This is a genomic window from Pseudomonas oryzihabitans (assembly GCF_014522265.1).
GTDB classification, from domain to species: Bacteria; Pseudomonadota; Gammaproteobacteria; order Pseudomonadales; family Pseudomonadaceae; genus Chryseomonas; species Chryseomonas aestiva.
Genome location: NZ_CP017024.1, coordinates 1534948 through 1548991, shown reverse-complemented (window position 1 = coordinate 1548991; position 14044 = coordinate 1534948). Strand labels below are relative to the sequence as shown.

Genomic DNA, 14044 nt, shown 5'->3' with positions numbered 1-14044 from the left:
TTTTCTGGCCGTCTGTCAAGCTCGGGCCGGATTCATGAGCGACTTTTCCGCCAATTTGCAGCTGCTCTGCCAGCGCCACCGCTCGATTGCCGCCGTCTGTCGCGCCGTCGGCATCAACCGTGCCCAGTTCAATCGTTACCTCAACGGGCAGAGCCGTCCGTCGCCTTACAACCTGCAGCGCCTGGCGGAGTTCTTCGGGCTGCCGGTGGGCGATCTGCAGCTGCCGCAGCGGCAATTCGCGGCGCGCCTGGGCGCGCCGGTTGGTCAGGAGACGGGCTGGGCGGGGCAGGCCCTGGCCCTGTTCGGCGAGCGTCAGGAAGGCCTGGCGCGCTACCAGGGCTATTACCACGAATACTATCCGTCGCTGTCCACGCCGGGTGTGGTGCTCTGCGGACTGGTCTGGCTGTTCGCGGAAGCGGGCGTCTTCCGCTACGTGCGTTTCGAGCGCCTGCGGCGGTGCGACGAAGCCACCAGCCAGGCGCGCTTTCGCTACCTGGGCCTGGCCATGAGCCTGGAAAGCCGGCTGTTCTTTACCGACTACGAATCCCTCACCGGCAACGAGTTGTCGCAGACGGTGCTGCTGCCCAGCGCGCGCAACCGCATCGATCGCCTGAACGGACTCAAGCTCGGCGTCAGCGCCTCCGACCGGCGCGAGCCGGCCTGCACCCGGGTGGTCTGGGAGTACCTCGGCACGCGGCCACCTCGGGGTCGGGCCTATGCCCGCATCGGCCTCTACGACTGGCAGGACCCTGGTCTGGACGAGGATCTGCGCCAGCGCCTGGCCAGCGTGGCCCTGGTCGATCGGGTCTATCGCCTGGGCTAGAGGGGTTCCTCGATCGCTGGGTGGCAGCGATCGCAGTCTTCGAGGATGGCGCGGTCGCGCCCGGCCTGCTTGGCCCAGTAGAGCTGGCGATCGGCGGCTTCGATGAAGGTTTCGGCGCAGTCGTGATCCGGCCGGGCGCAGGCGCCGCCGATACTCACCGTCACGCGCGGACCGGCATGGGGCCCGAGATGGGGGATCTCCAGGCGCCTTACCGCGTCTAGCAGGCGCTGTGCCAGCTTGCCGGCATCCTCCTCGCGCGAAGGCGTGCAGAGGATGGCGAATTCCTCGCCGCCGTAGCGGGCCAGGCAGTCACCGGCGCGCAACTCGTCGGCCAGGGCGGTGGCGACCTGTTGCAGGCAGCGATCGCCGGCCGGATGCCCGTAGCGATCGTTGAAGGCCTTGAAGTGATCGACGTCGATCATCAGCAGGAGCAGCGGGCGGGGCGGGGGATGAGCCAGGGCGTTGGCCAGGGCCTGCATCAGCGCCCGGCGATTGGCCACGCCGGTCAGGGGGTCGGTGGCGGACTGCTGTGCCAGGAAGCGATTGGATGCGGTCAGTTCTTCGTTGCGCAGGCGGTCGCGCAGGATCAGCAGATAGCCCTGACGACGCGCGCGCTCCATCCAGAAGTTGTTGAGCAGGGTGAAGCTCGCGGTGGCGAACGCCAGGGTCATGACCAGCGACGCCTCCAGGGCAGGCAGGGCGTGCATCTGGGTGGCCAGGCCGATGGCCAGCAGGGCGACCAGGCTGTGTACCGCCGCCTGGCGCAGGGGCGGGGCGATGCAGCTGTTGGTGAAGAGGGTCATCAACGGCATGGTGGCCAGCCAGAGGGCGCGATGCGCGGCATCGGTGGCCTCGACGTCCAGCAGCGGCGGCGCATAGGCCAGCAGACAGGGCAGGATACCCACCCATTCGCGTGCCGGATGCTCGGCTGGCATCAGCCTGAGCGCCAGCAAGACCAGACCGCCGCCAACCACCACCAGTGCGCTGAGCAGGCTGATGAGCCAGAAGGCATTGGTCATCAGGATCCAGTCCCAGATCGAGAAGCTGGCATAGGCCAGGATGGCCACGGTCAGGCTGATGCGCAGGTGCCGCCGGCGCGAACGGGCGATGTCGCGCTGATAATGCCGTTCCAATACCGGTTCGAAGCGCAGGGCCCAGAAAGGGCGAGCCAGCGCTCGGGCGAGGGCGAGACTGAGGGACATGGATGCCGTACCTGGCGGGAAAATCCGAGGATCACTTCAGCACAATAAGTCCCTTAGCACGATAGAGGGTTCCCGGACGCGGGAATGTAACCGCCGAATGGTAGCCATTGGCTACCATTCGGAAGGCCGTAAACGCCGCGGTCGCTAGTTGCCGGCCTTGATGCGACTCCAGGCGCGCGTCCGCACCCGCTCGATGGGCTGCGGCAGCGGTTGCACCACATAGAGCTTCTTGAGCATGTCCGGAGTGGGCACCAGGTCGTGGTTGTCGCGGATGGCGGCGGTCACCAGCGGCATGCCCGGCTTGTTGGCGTTGGGGTAGCCGAGATAGTCGCTGATCCCGGCGATCACCTTGGGTTCGAGCAGGTAATTGATGAAGGCATGGGCCTGGTCGACGTTGGCGGCGCTGGCCGGAATGGCCCAGGTGTCGAACCAGATGGGCGCGCCCTCGCGCGGCAGGCGCCAGTCCACCACCACGCCGTTGCCGGCTTCCTTGGCCCGGTTGCCGAACTGATAGAAGCTGCCCGAATAGCCCACCGCCACGCAGATGTCGCCGTTGGCGATATCGGTCATGTACTTGGTGGAATTGAAGTAGGCCATGTAGGGGCGGATCTTCAGCATCAGCGCCGTGGCCTTCTCGTAGTCCTTGGCGTTGGCGCTGTTGGGGTCCAGGCCCAGGTAGTGCAGTACCACCGGCAGGATGTCCGAGGGCGAGTCCAGCATGGCCACGCCACAGCTCTTGAGCTTGGCCATGTTCTCCGGCTTGAACACCAGGTCCCAGCTGTCCACCGGTGCGTCCGCCCCCAGCGCCGCCTTGACCTTGGCCGGGTTGAAGCCGATGAGGATGGTGCCGTACATGTAGGGCACGCCGTACTGGTTGCCCGGGTCGTTGACCTCCAGCAGCTTGAGCAACTCCGGATCGAGATTCTGCCAGTTGGGCAGCTTGCGCTTGTCCAGCTTCTGGAAGACCCCGGCCTTGATCTGGGTTTCCAGGAACTGGTTGGAGGGAATCACCAGGTCATAGCCGGAGCGCCCGGTGAGCAGCTTGGCCTCCAGCGACTCGTTGCTGTCGAAGGTGTCCCAGGTGACGCGGATGCCGGTCTGCTTGGCGAAGTCCTTGGGCGTCTCGGGCAGGATGTAGTCGGCCCAGTTGTAGACCCGCAGTTCGCCGGGATCGGCGGCCTGGACGGCGGTGGCGAGCAGGGCGCCACCGAGCAGGGCGGTGAGCGGACGCAGGAGGCTGTGCATGGTCGGATTCCTCGCGATAGGGATCAGGCGCCGTCGAAGGCGGCCAGGACGTTCACCGTGTTGATGCCGATCTCCGCCACGGCGTAACCGCCCTCCATGACGAACAGGGTCGGCAGGCCGAGCCGCGCCAGGCGTTCGCCCAGGCGCAGGTAGTCGTCGCTCTCCAGCCTCAACTGGGAAATGGGATCGGCCTTGAAGGTATCCACGCCCAGGGAGACCAGCAGCAGGTCCGGGGCATAGTCCTGCACGCGCGTCAGCGCTGTTTCCAGGGCGGCGCTCCAGCTGTCCCAGGCGCTGCCGGCGGGCAGCGGCAGATTGAGGTTGAAGCCCTGGCCCGCACCGCTGCCGGTCTCGTCGGCATAGCCGAGGAAGAAGGGGAATTCGAAACCCGGATCGCCGTGCAGCGAGAGGAACAGCACATCGTCGCGCGCATAGAAGATGTCCTGGGTGCCGTTGCCGTGGTGGTAGTCGACATCGAGGATGGCCACCCGCCGGGCGCCGCCGTCGAGGGCGGCCTGGGCGGCGATGGCGGCGTTGTTCAGATAGCAGTAGCCGCCCATGACATCGGCCGCGGCGTGGTGGCCCGGCGGGCGGCAGAGGGCGAAGGCGCTGCGCGCGCCCGCGGCGACCTCGGCCCCGGCACTCAGGGCCACCTGGGCGGCGCTGTAGGCGGCCTGCCAGGTGCCGGCGGTGATGGGCGCGCCGCCGTCGAAGCTGTAGTAACCGAGGCGTCCGTGCAGGCTGGTGGGCGGCAGCACCTGGCGCAGGGTACGCGCCGGCCAGGTATAGGGCAGCAGATCCACGGTCTCGCCGCGTGCTGCCCATTCGTCCCAGGCGCCGGCGAGAAAGTCGAGATAGGCCGCGCTATGGACGCGTGCCAGCGGCGCCCGGCCGAAGTCCCTCGGCGCCACCACCTCGCCGAGCTGCCGGCGGTGACACTCGGCGAGGATGAATTCGACGCGCTGGGGTTTTTCGAAACAGGGCTGCAACTGGCCATCGATCAATTCGCAGCGACCGTGGTGCAGGGTGTGATCGGGACTGTGGTGGATGCGCATGGCGACTCCGGGCGGCGGGCTCTCCCTTGATTCTTGCCAGCCCGGCGACCCGCGACGAGAGGCGCAGCGGCCAAAAGGGGATAGATCCGGCCAGATTGCGCCCGGCGTCGACCATCAACCGCCCTTGGCTTCGTAGACCACGAAGCGCTTCAGGGTCGGCTCCAGCACCTCCCAGGTGCCCTGGAAGCCGCGCGGCACGACGAAGCTGCTGCCGGGACCGAGCCGGGTGGCGTGGCCCTGGTCATCGGTGACCAGACTCACCCCTTCGAGGATCTGGCAGTACTCCTCCTCGGTGTAGTTCACCCGCCAGGCGCCCACCTCGCTGTGCCAGTGGCCAACGGCGAAGACACCGCTGCCATCCTCGTAGTCGAGCCAGAGGCTCTGCAGTGGATCGCCGGCCAGCAACTTCTCCGCCGGCAGGCGGTATTGCTGGGTGGGTTGGCCGCGCGCTTCGAGCAGTTTCAGCGAGGGCATGGGGGAATCCTCCTTGGGGACGGGGAGCGCTCAGCATACGCCGGCCGCTAGAGCCGATACCCCCGCGGCGATTGTCCGCTCCAGCGGCGGAAGGCATGGCGGAAGCTGGCGGTTTCGCTGAAGCCCATCACCTCGGCGATGCGATAGATGGGCAGGCGCTCCTGGGCCAGCAGGTCGCGCGCCCGTTCGAAGCGCAACTCGTCGAGCAGTTGCTGATAGCCGCTGCCGCCCGCCTGCAGGTGGCGGCGCAGGCTGCGCGGGGCCATGCCGAGGTGGCCGGCCAGGGCCGCGAAGGAGGGCGGGGCCGCCAGGTCGGCGCCCAGCAGGGTGCGGATGCGGGCGAGCAGGGCGCGCTGGCGATCCTGCTCGGGGGCCAGGCGACCGCACTGCTCCAGGGCGTCGCGATGGGTCACCGGATCGGCCAGGGGCAGCCCGCGCTCAAGCCAGGCAGCGGGAAAGGCCAGGCCGTTGAAGGGCGCGTTGAAGGCCAGGGGTGTGGCGCCGAAGCAGTCACCATAGCGCGCGCGATAGGCCGGCTCGGCGTGCCGAAAGGCCACCTGCACCAGCGGCAGGGGCGTACCGAGGAGGTCGCAGCAGATCGCCAGCAGCGAGGCCAGGCAGCACTCGGCGTTGCAGCGCTCCAGTTCCGGCGCGAAGGGATGGTCGTCGGCCCTGAGCCAGGCCAGCTCGCCGTGGCGCTCCAGGCGCAGGGTGAAATAGGCGCCCAGCAGCCCCTGGTGGGCCAGGGCCGCCTGCAACGCGGCGCCCAGGGTCGGGGCGCTGAGCAGGGCATAGCCGAGCAGGCCGTAGCCGGAGACGCGCAGCCGCCAGCCCAGCAGCAGCCCCAGTTCGGGCGGGGCGACCGGCAGGGCGTTGGCGATGACCCGCTGTTCCTGGGCCAGGGTGATGAGTCGATGGGGCTGTTCGAGATCGTCCAGCCGCAGGCCGCTGCCGGCCAGCAGCGGCGCCGCCCGGGCGGGCGTGTCGGCCGCCAGTTGCTGGAGCACCAGGGACACCAGGTTGAGATTGATCAGACCGGACTGACGCATGGGCAAACTCCCCGGGGCGATGGCAGCCTTCCAGGCAAGAAGGATACCGCGCCCGCGGGGAGTTGCCGTCGGTTACCGCTCAGGTCTGGCGTGCGGGACTCAGACCTTGGCCTTCAGCGGTACGAGCCGCGGGGCGATCATGTTTTCCGGGCGCAGGATGTCGTCCAGGGTCGCCTCGTCCAGCAGATTTTCCTCGCGCACCAGCTCCAGCACGCCGCGACCGGTTTCCAGCGCCGTCTTGGCGATGCGGGTGGAGGTCTCGTAGCCCAGGTAGGGATTGAGCGCGGTGACCAGGCCGATGGAGTGCTCCACCTGACGGCGGCAGTGCTCGACGTTGGCGGTGATGCCGGTGATGCAGTGCTCGCGCAGCATGTCCATGGCGCGCTGCAGCAGGCGGATGGAGTCGAAGATCTTGTAGGCGATCAGCGGCTCCATGACGTTGAGCTGCAGCTGGCCGCCCTCGGCCGCCAGGGTCAGCGCCAGGTCGTTGCCGATGATCTCGAAGGCCACCTGGTTGACCGCCTCGGGGATCACCGGATTGACCTTGCCCGGCATGATCGAGCTGCCCGGCTGACGCGGCGGCAGGTTGATCTCGTTGATGCCGGTGCGCGGACCGCTGGAGAGCAGGCGCAGGTCGTTGCAGATCTTCGACAGCTTCACCGCGGTGCGCTTGAGCATGCCGGAGAACAGCACGAAGGCGCCCATGTCCGAGGTGGCTTCGATCAGGTCGGCGGCGGGCTTGAGCGGCTGGCCGCTGATGTCCGCCAGGCGCTGCACGGCCAGCAGCTGGTAGCCGGGGTCGGCGTTGATGCCGGTGCCGATGGCGGTACCGCCCAGGTTGACCTCGGTGAGCAGCTCCGGCGCCAGGGTCTTGAGGCGCGCCAGGTCTTCGCCCAGGGTGGTGGCGAAGGCATGGAATTCCTGGCCGAGGGTCATGGGCACCGCGTCCTGCAGCTGGGTGCGACCCATCTTCAGCACCTCGGCGAATTCCACGCCCTTGGCGGCGAAGGCGGTGATCAGGCTGTCCAGGCTGGCGAGCAGGGCGTCATGGCCGAGCAACAGACCCAGGCGGATGGCGGTGGGGTAGGCGTCGTTGGTCGACTGCGCCATGTTGACGTCGTTGTTCGGGTGGAGATGGCGATACTCGCCCTTGGCGTGGCCGAGCAGCTCCAGGGCGACGTTGGCGATCACCTCGTTGGCGTTCATGTTGGTCGAGGTGCCGGCCCCGCCCTGGATCATGTCCACCACGAACTGGTCGTGGAATTCGCCGCGAATGATGCGCGAGCAGGCATCAACGATCGCCTGGTGCTTCTCGGTCGGCAGATGGCCGAGCCGGTGGTTGGCGTCCGCCGCCGCCTGCTTGACCATGGCCAGGGCCACCACCAGCTTGGGGTAGTGACCGAGGGGTACGCCGGAGAGGCGGAAGTTCTGCACGGCGCGCAGGGTCTGGATGCCGTAGTAGGCATCGGCGGGGACGTCGAGGGTACCGAGGAGATCTTTTTCGAGGCGGACGGATGATGCAGAGTCGGACATGATAGCGTTGGGCTTCGATCGAGCGGCAGGCGCCGCGATGCCCTAGAATCTAGGCCTGCCAGCCGATCCCGGCCAATGCCAATCCGCCAAGCCTCATGCCGGATCGGCATAACTCTGGTTGTGACCTCACGAGATCAGACGACGTATGGGTGCCATGAACATCGAATTCAAATGGCTGGAAGACTTCGTGGCCCTGGCGGCCACCCACAGTTTTTCCCAGGCCGCCGAAAAGCGTTTCGTCACCCAGCCCGCCTTCAGCCGGCGCATCCGCGCGCTGGAGGAAAGCGTCGGCCTGACCCTGGTGGACCGATCCCATACTCCGATCAGCCTTACCGAAGCCGGTCAGCTGTTTCTGGTCACGGCGCGCAGCGTGGTGGAGCAACTGGGCGAGACGGTGCGCCATCTGCATCACCTGGAAGGCGGGCAGGGCGAGGTGCTGCAATTCGCTGCCGCCCACTCCCTGGCCCTGGGCTTCTTTCCGCAGTGGATCGCCGGGCTGCGTGGCCAGGGCCTGGCGCTGGCCAGCCGGCTGGTGGCCACCAACGTCGGCGACGCCATTCACGCCCTGCGCGACGGCGCCTGTGACCTGATGCTGGCCTTCCACGATCCCGATGCCGCGCTGCAGATGGACCCGGAGCTGTTTCCGTCGCTGCACCTGGCGCACACCGCCATGCTGCCGGTCTGCGCCACCGATGGCGAAGGCCGACCGATGTTCCAGCTGGACGGGCAGAGCAGCGTTCCGCTGCTGGCCTACAGCGCCGGTGCCTTCCTCGGTCGTTCGGTGAATCTGCTCCTGCGCCAGCGCAAGCTGCGCGCCGTCACCCTCTACGAAACCGCCATGGCCGACAGCCTCAAGACCATGGCCCTGCAGGGCCTGGGCGTGGCCTGGGTGCCGCAGCTGTCGGTGGCGGCGGAGCTGGCCCGCGGCGAACTGGCCGTGTGTGGCGATGCCGCCTGGCAGGTCGGCCTGGAAATCCGCCTCTACCGCTGTGCCCTGTTGCGCAAGCGACTGGTGCAGCAGGTCTGGCGACATCTCGAAAGTCAAAGCCACGGCGGCTGATCGACGGTAGTCAACTATGCTGATATCGGCTTTTAGTTAGCCGACGTCCTGCAAGCCTTTTGCGCCTGTCTGCGCGACACTGGCACCTCTCTCACGGAGGTCAGCCATGCAGCGCATCCGCGTCATCGACTCCCATACCGGCGGCGAACCCACCCGCCTGGTCCTCGATGGTTTTCCCGAGCTCGGCCAGGGCAGCATGGCCGAGCGCCGCACCCTGCTGGCCGGCGAGCATGACGCCTTTCGGCGAGCCTGCATACGCGAACCGCGCGGCAACGAGGTGCTGGTCGGCGCCCTGCTCTGTGAGCCGGTATCTCCTGCCGCCAGCGCTGGCGTGGTGTTCTTCAACGAGGTCGGCTACCTCGGGATGTGCGGCCACGGCACCATCGGCCTGGTGGTGTCCCTGGCTCATCTCGGCCGGATCGGCCCTGGCGATCACCTGATCGAGACCCCGGTCGGCGATGTCACCGCCACCCTGCATGACGACGGCAGCGTCAGCGTGCGCAACGTCCCGGCCTATCGCCATCGCCATGCCGTCCAGGTGGAGATTCCCAGCCATGGCCCGGTCAGCGGCGACATCGCCTGGGGTGGCAACTGGTTCTTTCTCTGTGCCGATCACGGCCAGCGCATCGCCGCCGACAACCTCGACGGCCTGCTCACCTTCAGCCTGGCCCTGCGGGGCGCGCTGGAAGCCGCTGGCATCACCGGCGACCAGGGCGGCCATATCGATCACATCGAACTCTTCGCCGAGGATCCGGACGGCGCCGACAGTCGCAGCTACGTGCTCTGCCCAGGCCGCGCCTATGACCGCTCGCCCTGCGGCACCGGCACCAGCGCCAAGCTGGCGTGCCTCGCGGCCGACGGCGATCTTGCGCCCGGCGCCGTCTGGCAGCAGGCCAGTGTCATCGGCAGTCGTTTCGAGGCGCACTATCAGCCCGGCGACGAGGGTCGCATCCTGCCCGTGATCCGCGGCCGCGCCCATGTCATGGCCGAGGCGACCCTGCTGCTGGCCGCCGACGATCCCTTCGCCTGGGGTATCCCGGGGTGAAGTCCGTGGCGGAGGTCCTCGTCGTCGGCGCCGGCATCATCGGCGCCAGCTGCGCCGCGGCCCTGGCCGCGTGCGGCTGCCGGGTGCGGGTGCTGGATGCCGGCCTGCCTGGCGCCTCCGCCGCCGGCATGGGCCACCTGGTGGTGATGGACGACGACCCCGCCGAATTGACCCTGAGCGCGCGCTCCCTGGCGCTCTGGCGTGAGCTGGTGCCCCAGCTGCCGAGCGCCGCCGACTACCGCAACTGCGGCACCCTTTGGCTGGCGCGCGACGCAGCCGAGCTGGATCTGATCGACGCGAAGCGCCAGCGTCTGGACGCCCAGGGCGTCGCCAACCAGCCCTTGAATGCGGCCGCCACCGCCGCTGCCGAGCCGGCGCTGACCACCCTGGCTGGCAGTCTGGAGGTGCCAGGCGATGGCCTGCTCTATGCGCCGGTGGTGGCCGCCTGGCTGCTGCAGCGCTCGCCGCTGATCGAATTCCAGCGTGCCCGGGTGACGGCGGTCGAAGGCCGGCGCGTCCGCCTGGACGACGGTCGCTGGCTGACCGCCGATGCCGTGGTGCTCGCCGCCGGCCTGCAAGCCGCCAGTCTCTGCCCGGACCTGCCGCTGGTGCCCAAGAAGGGCCATCTGCTGATCACTGATCGCTATCCCGAGCAGGTCCGCCACCAGCTGGTGGAGATTGGCTATGGCGCCAGCGCCCACGCCAGCAGCGGTGCCTCGGTGGCCTTCAATGTCCAGCCGCGACCCACCGGGCAACTGCTGATCGGCTCGTCGCGCCAATTCGAGCGTCCGGACATGGCGGTGGAGCCTGCGGTGGTCGGCCAGCTGCTGCGCCGTGCCCTGGACTTCCTGCCCGGCCTGACCCATACCTCGCTGATCCGCGGCTGGACCGGCCAGCGCGCCGCCAGTCCCGATGGCCTGCCGCTGATCGGCGCCCATCCCGACCAGCCCGGTCTGTGGCTGGCGGTCGGTCACGAAGGCCTGGGCGTCACCACCGCCCCGGCCACCGCCGAAGCCATCGCCAGGGGCTATTCGGCGAGCCTTCGACGTTCCACGTGGAACCCTTCGCACCGGCGCGTTTCGCGACCACGCCGAGGAGCCAGGTATGCTGACCCTGTTTATCGATGGCGAACGCCTGGAGATCCGTCCCGGCAGCCTGCTCACCGCCGCGCTGGCCAAGAGCGGCAATCCCGCCGCGCGCCGTTCGGTAGGCGGTGAAGCCCGGGCACCGTTCTGCGGCATGGGCATCTGCCAGGAATGCCGGTTGCAGGTCGACGGCGTGCGCCGCCTGGCGTGCCAGACCCCCTGCCAGGACGGCATGCAGGTGGAGCGCCTGTCATGAATAGCGCGAGCTGCGACCTGCTCATCATCGGCGCCGGCCCGGCCGGTCTCGCCGCCGCCCGCGCCGCCAGTGGCCGCGGCCTGAACTTGATACTGCTGGACGACAATCCCTTGCCCGGCGGCCAGATCTGGCGCGCGCGGGGGGGCAGGTCGCCGGCGAAGTCGGTCAGTTGCCGGCGGACGTCACCCTGCTCACCCAGACCCGCGTCGCCGCGGTCCTGGGATCGCACCAGCTGCTGCTGGAAGACGCCCACGGCAGCCGGACCCTGAGTTTCGATACCCTCATCCTCTGCACCGGCGCCCGCGAACTGCTGCTGCCGTTCCCCGGCTGGACCCTGCCCGGGGTGACCGGCGCCGGTGGCTTGCAGGCGCTGATCAAGGGGGGCGTGGAAGTGGCCGCTGAGCGCCTCGTCGTCGCCGGCACCGGTCCGCTGCTGCTGGCCAGCGCCGCTACCGCGCGCCAGGCGGGTGCCCGGGTCGCCCTGGTCGCCGAGCAGGCCGCGCGCCGTGCCCTAGTCGAATTCGGCCTGCAGCTCTGGCGCTGGCCGAACAAGTTGCGCCAGGCGCTGACCCTGGCCACTCCTCGCTATAGCCCCGGCACCTGGGTCGAGGCAGCACTCGGCAGCGAGCGTCTCGAAGCCGTGCGCCTGCGCCAGGGCGACCGTCGCTGGGAGGTCGCCTGCGACCGCCTGGCCTGTGGCTACGGCCTGGTACCCAATGTCGAACTGGCGCAGAGCCTGGGCTGCGCGACCCTGGATGGCGCAGTGGCGGTGGATGACCATCAGCGCACCAGCCAGCCGCACATCCTGGCCGCCGGTGAATGCACCGGCATCGGCGGCAATGAACTGGCCCAGGCCACCGGCCGTATCGCCGGCCTGGTCGCCAGTGACCAGCTCGACGCCATCGCTGGCGTGCAGACCGAGGCCCGTGCCTGGCGCCGCTTCGCCGCCCAGCTGGCGCGCACCTTCGCCCTGAATCCGGCCATTGCCCGGCTCGCCCAGCCGGATACCCTGGTCTGCCGTTGCGAGGACGTCGCCCTCGGCGCCCTGGTCGGCCATGCCGACTGGACCCAGGCCAAGCTGCGCAGCCGCTGCGGAATGGGCGCCTGCCAGGGCCGCATCTGTGGCCAGGCTACCCGCATGTTGCTGGGCTGGACGCCCCCGGCGCCGCGCTTTCCCCTGCAACCCACCCGTATCGACAGCCTGCTGGCCCTGACCGAGGACGAGAGATGAATGCCGCCGCCCACCTGGACGCCCTGAGCCGCGCCCGGCCCGCCGACCTGCCCGCGCTGCTGGCCAGCCTGAGTCTGGTGGCGCCGCTGCTCGATGCCATCCCCGGCGTGGTGTTCTTCGTCAAGGACCTGGACGCGCGCTATGTGCTGGTCAACCTGACCCTGGCCCAGCGCTGCGGCTACGAGGACGTCAGCGAATTGCTCGGCAAGACCGCCGAGGAAGTCTTCCCGGCGCCCCTGGGTGGCGCCTACGCCGAACAGGATCGTCGCGTGCTGCGCGAAGGCCTGGCGCTGGATGACCAGCTGGAATTGCACCTCTATGCCGGGCGTACCCCGGGCTGGTGCCTGACCCGCAAGCTGCCGCTGCACGACGCCCAGGGCCAGCTGATGGGCATGGCCGGCATCTCCCACGATCTGCAGGCGCCCGCCGCCGATCACCCGGCCCACGCCAAGGTGGCCGAGGTCGATCGCTATCTGCGCGAGCACTATGCCCAGCCGCTCTCGGTGGGCGAACTGAGTCAGAGAGTCGGCCTGTCGGTCTCCCAGCTCGAACGCCAGTGCAAGCGCATCCTGCGCCTCACGCCCCAGCAGTTGCTACACAAGGCCCGGCTCGACGCCGCCTCGCGCCTGCTGGCCCGCGATCTGCCCGTCACCGAAGTGGCCCTGGCCTGTGGCTATACCGACCACAGCGCCTTCAGCCGTCAGTTCCGCCGTCTCACCGGCCTGTCGCCCCGGCAATACCGCGACTCTCTCAAGCCCCGTTCCCGTCTGGAGGAAACCCCCGCATGAGCACTCCCCGCGTCAACTGGAGCGGCGTCTTTCCCGCCGTCACCACCCAATTCAACGACGACTTCTCCGTCAACCTGGAAAAGACCCATGGCGTGATCAGCAATCTGGTGCGCGATGGCGTCTCCGGTCTGGTGATGTGCGGCACCGTGGGCGAGAACACCTCCCTGACCCTGGAAGAAAAGATCTCCCTGGTGGAGGTCGCCAAGGACGCTGCCGGCGGTCGCGTGCCGGTGATCTGCGGCGTGGCCGAATTCACCAGCCTCAATGCCACCCGCACCGCCCAGGCGGTAGGGCGCGCCGGCGCCGACGGCATCATGCTCATGCCGGCCCTGGTCTACTCGGCCAAGCCCCACGAGACCGCCGCGCACTTCCGCAGCGTGGCCAGCGCCCTCGACCTGCCGCTGATGGTCTACAACAACCCGCCGATCTACAAGAACGATGTCACCCCGGACATTCTCATCTCCCTGGCCGACGTCGACAACATCGTCTGCTTCAAGGATTCCTCCGGCGATACCCGTCGCTTCATCGACGTGCGCAACGAGGTGGGTGACCGCTTCGTGCTCTTCGCCGGTCTCGACGACGTGGTGCTGGAAAGCATCGCCGTAGGCGCCGAGGGCTGGGTCTCGGGCATGTCCAACATCTTCCCCACCGAAGGTGAAACCATCTTCCGCCTGGCCAAGGCCGGCCGCTTCGCCGAGGCCATGCCGCTCTACGAATGGTTCATGCCGCTGCTGCACCTGGATGCCCGCCCGGACCTGGTGCAGTGCATCAAGCTCTGCGAAGAACTCGCCGGCCGCGGCAGCGCCCTGACCCGCCCGCCACGCCTGGCCCTGCCCGACGCGGACCGCGCCTTCGTCGAACGGCTGATGGCCAAGGCCCTGGAAACCCGCCCGCAACTGTCGGACGTGGGGATCTGAGGCTGGGCTTATCGCGGCTATGGTGGTTCGCCGCTGCGACCGCTCTGCCTTAATCGCGGCCATGCCGGTGCGCCGTAGCGACCGCTCCTACAGTCGTGTCTGAACCTGTAGGAGCGGCCCATGGCCGCGATAAACACAACGCTTCAGCATGACTTGTCGCCGCAGGGAACCGGAACACCCGAGCTCTCAAGCTACGCTAATCCGCTCCCTCTCCCGCTTGCGGGAGAGGGCTGGGGTGAGGGCGCTCTTCAAGGCGATCCCCCCGAATCATCCAGCCCTCT

The 14044-nt window shown here is 68.5% G+C and carries 12 protein-coding genes and 2 pseudogenes; 8 read left to right on the top strand and 6 right to left on the bottom strand.

The features are described 5' to 3' along the window. Positions 1 to 34: 34 nt before the first annotated feature. Entirely contained in the window at positions 35 to 823 is a 789-nt protein-coding gene (locus tag BGI51_RS07135; protein WP_187980722.1) for a helix-turn-helix domain-containing protein, read from the top strand. On the opposite strand, the gene BGI51_RS07130 is transcribed toward BGI51_RS07135, so the two are convergent. From BGI51_RS07130 to aspA, 6 genes are all read right to left on the bottom strand, one after another. Further along, complete coding sequence (locus tag BGI51_RS07130; RefSeq protein ID WP_187980721.1) at positions 820 to 2025, bottom strand: GGDEF domain-containing protein; 1206 nt, start codon at positions 2023 to 2025, stop codon at positions 820 to 822. The genes BGI51_RS07135 and BGI51_RS07130 overlap by 4 nt on opposite strands. Positions 2026 to 2169: 144 nt before the next feature. Continuing rightward, positions 2170 to 3270, bottom strand: a complete 1101-nt coding sequence (locus tag BGI51_RS07125; RefSeq protein WP_187980720.1) for a polyamine ABC transporter substrate-binding protein — start codon at positions 3268 to 3270, stop codon at positions 2170 to 2172. Between the two features lie 23 nt (positions 3271 to 3293). After that, positions 3294 to 4325, bottom strand: a complete 1032-nt coding sequence (locus tag BGI51_RS07120; protein ID WP_187980719.1) for a histone deacetylase family protein — start codon at positions 4323 to 4325, stop codon at positions 3294 to 3296. Positions 4326 to 4439: 114 nt separating this feature from the next. Further along, positions 4440 to 4799, bottom strand: a complete 360-nt coding sequence (locus tag BGI51_RS07115) for a cupin domain-containing protein (protein ID WP_133860166.1) — start codon at positions 4797 to 4799, stop codon at positions 4440 to 4442. Between the two features lie 47 nt (positions 4800 to 4846). Further along, positions 4847 to 5848: an AraC family transcriptional regulator gene (locus BGI51_RS07110; RefSeq protein ID WP_187980718.1), complete on the bottom strand. Its 1002-nt coding sequence runs from the start codon at positions 5846 to 5848 to the stop codon at positions 4847 to 4849. A 99-nt stretch (positions 5849 to 5947) separates the two neighbouring features. After that, complete coding sequence (aspA, locus tag BGI51_RS07105; protein WP_133860164.1) at positions 5948 to 7381, bottom strand: aspartate ammonia-lyase; 1434 nt, start codon at positions 7379 to 7381, stop codon at positions 5948 to 5950. Between the two features lie 154 nt (positions 7382 to 7535). Here aspA and BGI51_RS07100 point away from each other — a divergent pair, with 154 nt between their 5' ends. From BGI51_RS07100 to BGI51_RS07070, 7 genes and pseudogenes are all read left to right on the top strand, one after another. After that, on the top strand, positions 7536 to 8441 hold the full coding sequence (locus BGI51_RS07100) for a LysR substrate-binding domain-containing protein (protein ID WP_187980717.1): 906 nt from the start codon (positions 7536 to 7538) through the stop codon (positions 8439 to 8441). Between the two features lie 106 nt (positions 8442 to 8547). Further along, entirely contained in the window at positions 8548 to 9486 is a 939-nt protein-coding gene (locus BGI51_RS07095; protein WP_187980716.1) for a 4-hydroxyproline epimerase, read from the top strand. Then, positions 9483 to 10597, top strand: a pseudogene (locus BGI51_RS07090) (NAD(P)/FAD-dependent oxidoreductase). The gene BGI51_RS07095 and the pseudogene BGI51_RS07090 overlap by 4 nt, the downstream one beginning before the upstream one ends. Then, on the top strand, positions 10591 to 10827 hold the full coding sequence (locus BGI51_RS07085) for a (2Fe-2S)-binding protein (protein WP_187980715.1): 237 nt from the start codon (positions 10591 to 10593) through the stop codon (positions 10825 to 10827). Before BGI51_RS07090 ends, BGI51_RS07085 begins: the two are co-directional and overlap by 7 nt. Further along, positions 10824 to 12058: pseudogene (locus tag BGI51_RS07080) on the top strand (FAD-dependent oxidoreductase). The gene BGI51_RS07085 and the pseudogene BGI51_RS07080 overlap by 4 nt, the downstream one beginning before the upstream one ends. Next, complete coding sequence (locus BGI51_RS07075) at positions 12055 to 12846, top strand: AraC family transcriptional regulator (protein ID WP_133860158.1); 792 nt, start codon at positions 12055 to 12057, stop codon at positions 12844 to 12846. Before BGI51_RS07080 ends, BGI51_RS07075 begins: the two are co-directional and overlap by 4 nt. After that, positions 12843 to 13763 carry a dihydrodipicolinate synthase family protein gene (locus BGI51_RS07070; RefSeq protein ID WP_187980714.1) on the top strand — a complete coding sequence of 307 codons (921 nt, stop codon included), beginning with the start codon at positions 12843 to 12845 and terminating at the stop codon, positions 13761 to 13763. Before BGI51_RS07075 ends, BGI51_RS07070 begins: the two co-directional genes overlap by 4 nt. Positions 13764 to 14044 lie beyond the last annotated feature (281 nt).

Coding starts and splice junctions, on each gene's coding strand:
- BGI51_RS07095 (WP_187980716.1), top strand. CDS start 8,548: ATGCAGCGCATCCGCGTCATCGACTCCCATACCGGCGGCGAACCCACC.
- BGI51_RS07135 (WP_187980722.1), top strand. CDS start 35: ATGAGCGACTTTTCCGCCAATTTGCAGCTGCTCTGCCAGCGCCACCGC.
- BGI51_RS07125 (WP_187980720.1), bottom strand. CDS start 3,270: ATGCACAGCCTCCTGCGTCCGCTCACCGCCCTGCTCGGTGGCGCCCTG.
- BGI51_RS07070 (WP_187980714.1), top strand. CDS start 12,843: ATGAGCACTCCCCGCGTCAACTGGAGCGGCGTCTTTCCCGCCGTCACC.
- BGI51_RS07085 (WP_187980715.1), top strand. CDS start 10,591: ATGCTGACCCTGTTTATCGATGGCGAACGCCTGGAGATCCGTCCCGGC.
- aspA (WP_133860164.1), bottom strand. CDS start 7,381: ATGTCCGACTCTGCATCATCCGTCCGCCTCGAAAAAGATCTCCTCGGT.
- BGI51_RS07120 (WP_187980719.1), bottom strand. CDS start 4,325: ATGCGCATCCACCACAGTCCCGATCACACCCTGCACCACGGTCGCTGC.
- BGI51_RS07110 (WP_187980718.1), bottom strand. CDS start 5,848: ATGCGTCAGTCCGGTCTGATCAATCTCAACCTGGTGTCCCTGGTGCTC.
- BGI51_RS07100 (WP_187980717.1), top strand. CDS start 7,536: ATGAACATCGAATTCAAATGGCTGGAAGACTTCGTGGCCCTGGCGGCC.
- BGI51_RS07130 (WP_187980721.1), bottom strand. CDS start 2,025: ATGTCCCTCAGTCTCGCCCTCGCCCGAGCGCTGGCTCGCCCTTTCTGG.
- BGI51_RS07115 (WP_133860166.1), bottom strand. CDS start 4,799: ATGCCCTCGCTGAAACTGCTCGAAGCGCGCGGCCAACCCACCCAGCAA.
- BGI51_RS07075 (WP_133860158.1), top strand. CDS start 12,055: ATGAATGCCGCCGCCCACCTGGACGCCCTGAGCCGCGCCCGGCCCGCC.